The following is an 11,464-nucleotide window of genomic DNA, read 5'->3' on the forward strand; positions in this document are numbered from 1 at the left end:
CGGGGCAGGGGCCACCTACTTCGCGGGCGAATTCGACCGGCTGATCACCGAGTTCAGCCAATACCTGAACGCGATCGGCAACAACCTGAACTGGATGACCGGCGCGATCCTGGGCGGGATCGGCCTTGTCATGTTGAGCCTACTCGGCTTCATGACTGGCATCGTCCTGATCTTTGCCAAGATGATGCTGACACTCATGCTCGGCCTCGCGCCCATCATGATTGCGCTGTCGCTCTTCGATGCGACCAAGGATTTCTTCCACAGATGGGTCTCGACGACGATCAGCTACGCCTTCTACCCCATCGTCATCGCCGCCATGTTCTCGACCGTCGTCGGCATGGCGAATTCGCTGCTGGCGCAACTGGGCGATCCGAACTCGGCCACCAACATCGGCTCGCTGGTGCCGTTCTTCGTGATGGTGTTCCTCGCGAAGGGCTTTGTTGCGGCAACGCCCCTGATCGTGCGTGGGATCTCGGGAAACCTGATGGTGGCAGCTGCACCTGCAATCGTCAGTGGGTCTGCTGGGGTGCTCCGGGGCTTAGTAAACACCTCAGGTGTCCAGGGCAGGGCGCGGATCGGGGCGCTGACGACAGGTGAGGCGATCGGTCGGGGGGCGGTGCAAGCGCCTGCTGCAGTGCGAAGCGCAGCGGCGACCGCGAGCGCGCAGGTCGTCAGGATGGCTGAGAGGGCGAAGCGGTTGGGAAGCTGATGGGCTGCACCCTCTATGAAGGCAATTCAATTAAGTGCTACCATTCCTCGAGGCGCGGATAGATCAAGAGGATACCTTTGAATAATGCTGTAGTGAAACCACTTACCAAGTGTCGATCTGATGGCACGCCCTACACGCGTCGTCCTGAGGTTGAAAAAGCACTTGCGATACTGATTACACGGCCACGCAAGGATATCATTGCAGCCCTGAAGGTTCGTGACACAACGTCACCACTTTACATTAAGTCTGAGTGCATCGTGTATCTTATACGAAACATGCGTAACGACAACGACGTTGGCTATTTCAACGAACTCTACCGTGAGCTAATGCGTCGGCTTGCCTCAGCGTTACCGTTCATATCGGGTGAACAAGCAGACCGATCGGAAAATGTTCATGCCGCAGGCGGGCGAGAGCGAGTGAGAGACCTTTTTGTCGCCAAGCTCATGGAAGACCGAAGTGATGCTGGGTCGGCCCTCGACTATTTCGAAATAATGTTTGCCAGCGCCATCGCAGCTCTCCGCAGGACTTCTATGCATAGGGCGAAGAAGCACGCCTGGCGCACCCTTCCAATCGAAGACGAAGAGAACTCGAATGAGCCTTCTCTGGCAGTAGAGCGCGCTGTCGGCAGTCTTGATCTTAGGGAAGAGCTGCTTTCCGACGACCCGTTTTACCGGTCGCGCATCGCTGCCGCGATTATCGCCTTACCAGACAAGAACCGAAGAGTCATCGAGTTGATAATGAGAGAAATACCGATCGATTCGTCTGATGATAGCGTTATGACCATTCGAAAGGTGATCGGCGTTAAATCTGAGAAAACAGTTCGGAACCGGCGCGACGAAGCATATCAAATGATACGCAAGGCTCTGTCAAATGGAGACGGACATGACTGACAGCCATGACGACATCGTCGAAGAAATCCTTCTCGCGTTTTCAGTCGAGCATTTGCAAGACAATGCAACCCTTGAACGATTCCTCCGACAGTATCCTCATCTTGCTGATCAGCTTATAGAACTTTCCCTTGATCTTAGGCTGCAGCGAGCAACAGAAAAAGTGACAGCGCCAACCGATGAGGATTGGGTTGAAGCATCGCTTTTAGAATTTCACGCGATATTACCCGTTCACACTTCGGCTGAAGTGAAAGATCCGTTCACCAACCTGTCTTCGCAGGAACTGGTAGCGCTACGTCGTGAACTTGATGTACCGAGCGGTGTAATTCAGGGATTTAGCTCTCGGCTTGTGGACGTTGCTAGCGTACCTGCATCATTTGTTGACGCTCTTGCGATCGGCCTCCGATCCACTGCGGACGACCTACGTCGCTTCATGGCAGCACCGCCTCGACGTGCACCTAGCATCAGCTACAAAGCTGACAATAATCCGTCTGCTGAGACAGAAAAGATTACGTTTGAAGATCTCCTTATGCAGTGCAAGGTTCCGGATGAGCGACGACGTCAACTTCTGGCCTCGCGGGATTGACTCATGGACGCCGTAGAACTAGCCCGGCAGCGTGCAGCAGCACTTCACGATGAAGTGGTCTCAAAGGGCGCTGACCCTTGGGATCCCGAGGCGCTAGTTAAAGCCGCGGCGTCCAGTCTGGAATTAGACATAGAGATCGTCGAGCCAGGCAGCGCGATTCTGGAAGGCGGTCGGGCACAGTTCGATCCCATAAATCGTGCCATCAGACACGAGGACTCGGGAACGATTTTTTTCAAGGCCTTCCTCGTAGGCCACGAACTCGGTCACGCCACGCTCGGCGACGACCGGGTTCAGCATGTCGCCCTCGACGTTGATCCCACTCGATCGCCAGAAGCATCGCCAGTTGGTGAGGACCGGGTTGTTGACTACAGTCGACGGCAGCGCCGGGAGGTCCAGATGGACCTCTTCGGTCGCGAATTCTTATTGCCGCGCAAATGGGCTCGCGCACTACACCTTGAGGGCATGACGGCGTCAGAAATTGCGACGAAGTTGGGTGCACCCTTTGACGTTGTCGCGTTGCAGCTTCTTGACGCGCTGCTGCTTCCAGCGGTCGAACCGGAAGCAGAGGACACCGAGGTAAGACCTCCAAAAGCGCTGAACGCCGATCAGTGCAAAGCCGCAATGCATCGTGGGTCTCCGTATCTTTTGGAGGCCGGACCGGGAACGGGAAAGACACAGACTCTCGTCGGGCGGGTTTCTGGCCTCGTCGATGAAGGAGTCGATCCCCGATCAATTCTTGTGCTGACCTTCTCCAATAAAGCTGCAGGAGAACTATCTGAACGCATCGCTGGACTAAGGCCAAAGGCTGCGTCAGCGATGTGGGTTGGGACATTCCACGCCTTCGGTCTTGATTTGGTGCGCAGATACCACAAGCAGCTGGGTTTCCCTAGAGAACCCCGCATGATGGATCGCAGCGAGGCGATCGAGATCATGGAGCGCGAATACCTTGCTCTCAACCTCACCCATCATCGGGAGTTCATGAATCCCGACCGCCCCCTCAAGGAAATGCTCACCGCGATATCCCGGGCGAAGGACGAAGTTGCGGACGCTGACCGCTACGCCGCGCTGGCGCAAGAGATGCTGGACAGGGCCGCCGACCCCGAGGCCCGCCTTGCCGCTGAGCGATGCGCTGAAGTCGCTCTTGTCTTTAAGAAGTACGAGGAGTTGAAGCTCGCGGCATGCGCGGTGGACTTCGGAGATCTAGTGTCTCTCCCCGTAAAGCTCCTCGATTCAGATTCTGAGGCCGTATCAATTCTACGGGCTACCTATAGCCATGTCCTCGTTGATGAGTACCAAGACGTAAACCGCAGTAGCGTGAGGCTGCTCCAGCGACTAACGGATGGTGGAAAGAACCTTTGGGCCGTTGGTGACGCGCGGCAGGCCATCTACAGGTTCCGCGGTGCGTCCTCATTCAACATGTCGCGATTCAAGACAGAGGACTTTCCTAGTGGCACCGGAGATCGACTACGCCTCAACTATCGCTCAACACCCGAGATCGTTGGAGCGTTTTCGAATTTCGGTGCGGGCATGCAGGCTGGTACCGGCGATGCGTCCCTAAAAGCATATCGACAGCCCAGCGGTGTCCCACCGGAGCACGTCACCTTTGGTGACAACGACGACGAGGCGAACGCACTCGCAGACGAAATTCTGCGCCATCTTCATAACTTCGACTTCCGCGACCAAGCTGTGCTCTGCCCTGGCAATGACAGGCTCAACCGCATGGGTCGCGAACTGGAGCGACGAGGGATTCCGGTCCTGTACCTCGGCAATCTCTTCGAACGACCCGAGGTCAAGGATCTTTTATCCGTTCTTTCGTTGCTCGTCGACAGGCGGGCCATGGGATTGGTGCGTAAGGCCTCGCTCCAGGGATTGTCGACCGGGCTAAGTCTGGCGGGTGCGGCATCGGTGGTCGGGCACCTTCGACAAACGGAAGCTGGACCGCTAGCCTGGGCTGGTGCATCGCCCTCGCGGCCAACTCTGGACGCCGCTGACACTGACGCCATATGCCGGTTGGTTAGCATGCTGGACGGATTTGATACCAATGCGCATCCTTGGTCCGTTCTGGCGCACGTCATGCTGGATCGAACACGAACGGCGGCGCTGATTGCATCGACGGAGGATATCTCGAGTCGTGCCATGGGCGTGGCGATCTGGCAGCTGATGGGCTTCCTGCGCGCTCAACGTTCAGGGCCAGGTCTGCCGATCCAGCGCACGCTCGACGCGATCAGGCGGCTTATCCAACTCGCCGATGAACGGGACCTTCGGCAGATTCCGCTGGCAGCTCAGGGCATCAACGCAGTCCGGCTGATGACCATTCACGGCAGTAAGGGACTTGAGTTCCCCGTGGTGCACATCATGGGTCTGAATAAAGGGAGCATGCCCAGCACTGCACGTAAGCCGGCCTGTCCAGTTCCCGATGGCATGATCGCTGGCGGAGAAGGCGGAACGATTGCTCTGGCTGCTGCGGATCACGCTCTCGAGCAAGAATGCCTTTTGTATGTCGCCGCCTCTCGTGCCCGAGACCGCCTACAACTTTACTCAGCGACCCGAATGGCGAATGGCAATCGGCGCAATCCCTCGGATTTCATCGCCCGGCTAGGCGTGACGGCTGCCCGCGCGGCGGCGCCGCGCATGGACCGGGAACCGGACCCAGAGGAAGGGCCGCTCCCGATCGCCCTTGGGCCTGCAATCAAGATCACGACGGCGCAATTGGATCTGTATGATCGTTGTCCACGGCGTTTCCTTTACACTCATGTCCTTGGCGTCGGAGGTCGACGCACGGCAACAACTATGACGACAATGCACGATCTCGTGCGCACCATAGTGACGGAGATCGCTGCCACTGATCCCTCCGATATGTCACTTGGTGATGTGGAAGAGCTGCTGGCGCAGAGATGGACTGAAGGGCCACTCGCTGGGGATGAGTATCGACTGCACCGCGAACTTGCGGCCTTGCTTGTTCAGCGGTTCGTAGCGATGCGAGCAGGCACAAGCCGCTCGATATCGCCGTCTCTCCGAATAGGCATCGGAACGACCACAGTCACGGCTAATGCAGACGATGTCATTATGACACCAAGAGGGCAGCATATCGTGCGAATGGTTCGGACGGGTCACCAGTCCTCCAAGACCGGACAAGCCCTCGCCGACGCAGCTTTCCAGATGGCGGCCGTCAACTCACTTCCCGGCAGCACAGTCGAGACCGTCCACCTCGGCGACGACGATCACACTACAAAGGTCGAGTTCGATCACAGGGCTCTCGGCAAGAGGATGGAAAAGCTTGCCGAAGTCTTGGCAGCTATTGAGGGCGGAAACTTCACACCAGTGCGATCCGACCGCACATGTCCCTTCTGCCCCGCCTTCTTTACTTGCGGTCCAGTGCCCGACGGCAGCCTTCAAAAAAATCTTTAACAAAACATTACCGGTTGGACGATGCTGGTGAGATTGACCCTGTGAGCGCTGAAAGCCACAGGAGATGAATATGACCGCAAAGCTGACCTTCCATCCCCTCGGGAATGCCGACTGCACCAGGATCGATTTCGCCGACGGCAAGAAAATGCTGGTCGACTATGCCGACATGCGGAACGAAAACGACCTCCACGACAAACGGATTGACCTTCCTACCGAACTGAAGGCCGACCTCCGGGCCGCTGACCGGGACAACTATGACGTCGTCTGCTTTACGCATCTGGACGACGATCACTGCTGCGGGACAGGAGATTTTTTCTGGCTCGACCATGCCGCGAAATACCAAGGCGAGGGCCGCATCAAGATCAAGGAACTGTGGGTGCCGGCTGCCGCTATCCTTGAAGACGGCTGTGACGACAGCGCCCGAATTGTCCGCCAGGAAGCACGGCATCGGCTGCGGCAGGGTTACGGCATCCGCGTCTTTTCCCGCCCGAAAAAGCTGGCCGACTGGCTGGCGAAGCAGGGGCTTTCCCTTGAGTCCCGCACGCACCTGATTACCGATGCCGGCCAATACGTTCCCGGCTTTTCCAAATACGGGTCGGAGCAAGCCGAATTCTTCATTCATAGCCCCTTCGGCTGGCGTCAGAATGAGAATGGGATTGTTGACCGTAACCAGGATAGCATCGTCTTCCAGGTCACTTTCCTTGAGGGCGGTCGAGAGACCTATGCGCTGTTTATGTCTGACATCCACGCCGACTCTATCGATCAGATTGTCTTGACCACAAAGCGTCACGGGCATGAAGACCGCCTGCTGTGGGACATTTTCAAGGTTCCCCACCACTGCTCCTACACGGCGATCGGCTGGACCAAGGGCGAGGACGAAACCCAGCCCACAGAACATGTCGAGTGGCTTTGCGAGAAGCAGGGGCGTGATCGCCATATCATGGTGTCGACCAGCAAGCCGATGCCCCTCAAGGGGACTTCCGAAGACGCCGATGTTCAGCCCCCTCATCGGCAGGCCGGCAACTACTACAAGGCAGTCGCGCGTCGCGCAGACGGCTCGTTCAAGGTTACGATGGAATCGCCCTCGACGGCCAGGCCGAGGCCACTGAGCATTGAGGTGACGAGCCGCGGCGCGCAACTCCTGACCGTCTCGGCTGTGGCCGGCGCGGCCAGCATCATCGCCACGCCAGCGCGGGCAGGCTAAGAATGACAGCGGTTCTCCATCCTTGGTGGTCGGCGTTCGGGAAGCCAGTGGCACCGGATGCGGTGACGCTCGATGCTGCACAGGCAGTCATTGAGTACGTCCTTTCTGGCAGTGCGCCGGCCGTCACTCTAGTTGGAACACGGCAAACCGATGATGGTGCAGTGTCCGCTCTTCACTTCGAAATTGAGGTGGAGCGGCCACAGGACCTAGCTGTTCCTGTCCGCAGCATGGAATCGGTGGCCCTGATCTTCGGGACGAATGGAATGCAGCCGGCGGTTCTGGCACTACGCCCTGACTTCCCCGAAACCATGCACCAGAACTGGACGCCGGACGAGATGCCGCGCGCCCTGTGTGTCGACGACCGGCCTTGGGCGGAAGCGCAGCTCACTTTCACACCCGCTGAATTTATGCGTCGCGTTCAGCTTTGGCTCGCGAAAGCTGCCCGCGGCGAACTTCACGACACAGCGCAACCTTTGGAGCCCCTCTTCTTCCACAACCCCGCAAAGATCATTCTCCCGACGGCTGCTCTGATGCAGACCAATGAGCCCGCCGAATTGGTCGGACATATGCGTAGCGAGCATGCGACGATCATTATCACCGAAATCGTAAAGCACGGCAGCAACAAGAATGATCCGATGTTCGTGGTTATCCCTATGCGCGCAGCCCCCCAAGGCATGCGGCGACTGAAACACGCGCCGCAGACACTCGATGTGCTCGCTCAGCAGTTGCATGCGTGCGGCATTGATCTCGCCGCAGAACTTCGTAAGCGCGTGATAGAATGGGCTGGCGTGGATTCCACTGCCGTCCGGCGTCTTCAGGCACGTATTGCGCTTGTTATCGCTTTTCCGGTCGCTGGTCATGATGGCAGGCAAGCCGATGACCTGCGCGCATTCATCACTCACGATACCGCCGGAGATCTCGGTATCGCCCTCGGTGCCCTTGCCCGAAACGAGAGCAACGTGGGCTCTGGCAGCGGCTATGTTCGGATGGTCGGTATGGACACGGGCGCGATCGTGCCCACCCTCTCTATCGAGCCGGCCGACGTCCATCTGGATTTCGATCGGGCGGCAGGCGCGACGATCAGCGGGCAGACCCAGCCCGACACCCGCCGCTGCGTACTAATCGGCGCAGGGTCGCTGGGGTCGCAGCTAGCCATCAACCTGGCACGTGAGGGCCGGTTCCAGTGGACGATAGTCGACGAGGATCACCTGATGCCGCACAACCTTGCCCGTCACGCCCTGTATCCCATAGATGTTGGTCGCCCCAAGGTCGTCGGGTTGGCGCATCGCATCCATGCCCTGCTTGGCGACCCCGTCACCCTTTTGGAAGCAGACTTTCTCCATCCGCCAATTGAACTCGCAGCGAAGCTGGACGAAGCGATAACCAAGGCGGATGTAATTATTGACGCCTCTGCTTCCGTCGCCGTTTCACGTTGCCTTGCGGATTTGCCGCGCCCTGGGGCGCGCCGCCTGTCGGTTTTCTTCAACCCCGCTGGGACAGCGGTGATCCTTCTGGCGGAAGGGCGCGATTGCGCGCACACCTTGCATGATCTCGAAGCGCAATACCACTCGCTGATCCAGATTAACCCCGCGCTGGCGCATCACCTGCAAGCGGAAAGCGGTGTGCGCTACAGCGGCTCCTGCCGCGCCGCAACCAACCGCATTCCCGCCAGCAGGGCGGCGCAAATGAGCGCTATTGCGTCTCAAGCCATTGTGGATGCACTCTCCGGCGACGACGCAGTTATACGCGTCTGGACCCTCGCCGACGATCACAGCGTCAGCCTGGCGGAAGCGTCGGCACTGCCGGTCCAGAAAATCGCGCTCGGCAGTTGGACTGTAACCTATGACGAGGGCCTTTCCGGGCAGATTGCGGCACTGCGCACAGAACGCCTGCCGCACGAAACCGGCGGCGTGCTGCTTGGTATCACCGACACAAGCCGTCGCTCCGTTCACATCGTCACGGCTCTACCGGCGCCGCGGGACAGCTCTAGTAGCGTCACCGCCTTTGAGCGCGGCGTGTCCGGCCTTGCCGCCGCCGTTAAGGAAGCAACGGAGCGCTCCCTGCATCAGGTCCGCTATGTGGGCGAATGGCATTCCCATCCACGGGGCTCATCGATCCGCCCCAGCTTGACTGATATCCGACAATTGTGCTGGCTGACGGAAGAACTGGAGAGCGAGGGCGTTCCCGCCTTGATCGCGATTGCCGGTGACTACGGTCAGCTCAGCGTGATGCTTGCGGGCAGAGGTCGTCTGACGACCGATGGAAATGCCGTATGAACGATCTCACAGTAGCGCAGGACATTCAGAGCCTGTTCGCGGCCCATTCCGCCGAAGTCGATTTCCTGCAGGCCCGCAAGCTCGATGACACAATTGGTCTTTGCCTCTCGGGCGGTGGCTACCGCGCGATGATCTATCACACGGGCGCACTCATTCGCCTCAACGAGCTCGGTTTCCTACCGCGCCTGGGCGAGGTTGCCAGCGTCTCCGGCGGCTCTATCACCGCCGGCCTACTGGCGCTGCGCTGGCCAGACCTGCACTTTGACGAGAACAACCGCGCGGTCAATTTCGATGAAGTCTTCGTTTTGCCCTTGCTGCGTTTTTCGGGCAAGGGCATCGACATCAAGGCCGCGCTCTACGGCCTCCTGCCGGGCTGCACCGCCGCCGACAGCCTTGTGCGCGCCTATGACCGGCATCTCTTCCATGGGGCGTGCCTGCAGGACATCACCGATTGCCCGCGCTTCACCTTTATGGCTACGAATCTGCAAACCGGCAGCGGCTGGCGCTTCGGAAGGAGCTATGCCGCCGATTACCGCGTGGGAATGATCAGCAGGCCGGTGATTCCGCTGGCGCGCGTTGTCGCGGCCTCATCGGCCTTCCCGCCGATCCTATCGCCGGTGCACATCGACCTGTCGGGCGAGTCCGTCCAGCCCACGGCCGGAGCCGACCTTCACCGGGAGCCGTTCACCATGAACGCTGTTCTTGCCGACGGCGGCATCTATGACAATCTCGGCCTTGAACGAGTCTGGAAGCGGTGCCGGACCATCCTCGTCAGCAATGCTGGCCGCACGATCCCGGAAGTCGGCCGCCCCACCGGGCGTTGGATCGGCCAGATGTTCCGTACCCTCAGTCTGATTCAGCAGCAGGCCGAGCACTCCCGAAGACGAATCCTGTTCGGCATGGCCAATGGGGGGCAACGCCAGGTGGCGTACTGGAGTATCGATGCGGCATCGGCCCACTATGCAGTACCGGACGCTCTGCCGCTCAGCACTGAAGAGGCTGCGGCCGCCGCTGCCCTGCGGACCCGCCTGAACCCTTTCTCCCCTGACGAACGGCGCCTGCTTCTCAGGGCCGGTTACTCAGGCGCCGATGCTTCTTTGCGCGCTCGCGGCCTCGCGCAGAACCAGCCGGCGGCCAGTTTCGACTTCTTATCGTAAGATATTCGATCACGTCCTCCGGTTCTGGTGTTGCGTCGCCGCAGGGCAGCTCCGAGAAATTTGCGGATCGAGGAAAAGGTGACACCAACTTTTTGAGCAACGGCAGGAAAGCAGTATGTCCGAACAGCCTCAAACAACCACGCCATCGAGCCTCTCGGCGTCAGCCAGAAATTACGCGCGAGAAGAGGACGCTCGTGTGATCGGTTCTAATGTCTTGGGGCTTATCCAAATCTTCGGTCAACACATGGATCTCGAAAGGCTAGACGGCGTGACTTTGGCCTACGACTACGCCCAAGCCTTAGAAGAGCTGGACCGTGGTGTGCAAACCAGTTCTGTACTGACGGCCAGCAAAGACTGGGGTGTCGGTGTCGCCATGACGCCAGCCGTCCTGCGAGACGGTGTTCTGAAATCGCATATCCTGTTTAATGCGGCGTTCTTGGAAGGACTTCTCGACGAACCCCAGAGTAGAGCGTGCCAGGAGGCCGTTCACATCATTGCGCATGAGTGTGCGCATGTCGAAATCAATACCGTCAAGGATCGTCAGTTTCCGAATAAGATCCTCCGCTACCGGCCCAAGACCTGGTTTGAGGGGCTTCGCTTAGAAGTTATAGAGGCATCGTGGGACGAATATGCCGCCTGCCGAATTTCAGCCGGCTTCGGAGCAGCTCCGTCAGAAAACTATCAAGGCGTTTTTCTGAAGATTCTTGCAGAGGCCGGACATAATGTGCGGGAAGCCATTCTGAAGTGTCGCCATGACGCAGATTACGACGCGCTTCTGATCGAAGCTCAGCGCAATATTGGAAGCCTAATAAAATACGCTTCGTACGTGCTGGGCACTGCCGATGGTCTAGAGCAGGATACCGAAACAGACTCACCAGAGATATCCGTCGCCCTCAAGGAACATTGGTTTGCCCCATTCTTCGTGCGTCTCCAACATTCCCATAGGGTACTCTGGGAACGCTACGGCAAGTGGGAAAGCCTGAAAGAGTTCGAAGCGATCGCCGACATCTGGCTTGATATGCTCGCTGATCGTGGCATCGACGTTACCCCACAAGTTGACGGTGCGATTTTTGTGAGTATCCCGTTCCGTGCGGATACCGTAAGCATCCGGCGTAGGCCACAGCGAGGTCAACGCGCGCGGTCGCGGTCCATTTCGATGAGCTCTTGCAGGTTTTCAATCCCGAACGGAGTGAAGGCGATGACGCTGTCGTCGCCAGGGCCGTAGACCCAGATCACG

At 58.7% G+C, this 11,464-nt stretch carries 8 protein-coding genes; all 8 read left to right on the top strand.

Annotated features, from left to right (window positions below):
* Positions 1-709: type IV secretion system protein (locus Q7J44_RS22450; protein ID WP_304883307.1), on the top strand; the 709-nt coding region annotated here is incomplete at its 5' end.
* 92 nt (positions 710-801) lie between these two features.
* The gene (locus Q7J44_RS22455; RefSeq protein WP_304883308.1) at positions 802-1,599 is read left to right on the top strand and encodes a DNA-binding response regulator; all 798 of its coding nucleotides are present in this window, start codon (positions 802-804) and stop codon (positions 1,597-1,599) included.
* A complete protein-coding gene (locus Q7J44_RS22460) occupies positions 1,592-2,182 on the top strand; it encodes a hypothetical protein (RefSeq protein WP_304883309.1) in 591 nt (196 codons plus the stop codon). Before Q7J44_RS22455 ends, Q7J44_RS22460 begins: the two co-directional genes overlap by 8 nt.
* Positions 2,183-2,185: 3 nt before the next feature.
* The gene (locus Q7J44_RS22465) at positions 2,186-5,590 is read left to right on the top strand and encodes an ATP-dependent helicase (protein WP_304883310.1); all 3,405 of its coding nucleotides are present in this window, start codon (positions 2,186-2,188) and stop codon (positions 5,588-5,590) included.
* Positions 5,591-5,660: 70 nt separating this feature from the next.
* Positions 5,661-6,794, top strand: a complete 1,134-nt coding sequence (locus Q7J44_RS22470; protein WP_304883311.1) for a hypothetical protein — start codon at positions 5,661-5,663, stop codon at positions 6,792-6,794.
* A 2-nt stretch (positions 6,795-6,796) separates the two neighbouring features.
* On the top strand, positions 6,797-9,070 hold the full coding sequence (locus Q7J44_RS22475) for a ThiF family adenylyltransferase (protein WP_304883312.1): 2,274 nt from the start codon (positions 6,797-6,799) through the stop codon (positions 9,068-9,070).
* Complete coding sequence (locus Q7J44_RS22480) at positions 9,067-10,227, top strand: patatin-like phospholipase family protein (protein WP_304883313.1); 1,161 nt, start codon at positions 9,067-9,069, stop codon at positions 10,225-10,227. The genes Q7J44_RS22475 and Q7J44_RS22480 overlap by 4 nt, the downstream gene beginning before the upstream one ends.
* 115 nt (positions 10,228-10,342) lie before the next feature.
* On the top strand, positions 10,343-11,452 hold the full coding sequence (locus Q7J44_RS22485; protein ID WP_304883314.1) for a hypothetical protein: 1,110 nt from the start codon (positions 10,343-10,345) through the stop codon (positions 11,450-11,452).
* The last annotated feature ends 12 nt before the right edge of the window (positions 11,453-11,464 follow it).

It is taken from the genome of Pseudotabrizicola sp., assembly GCF_030656345.1.
Lineage (GTDB): Bacteria > Pseudomonadota > Alphaproteobacteria > Rhodobacterales > Rhodobacteraceae > Pseudotabrizicola.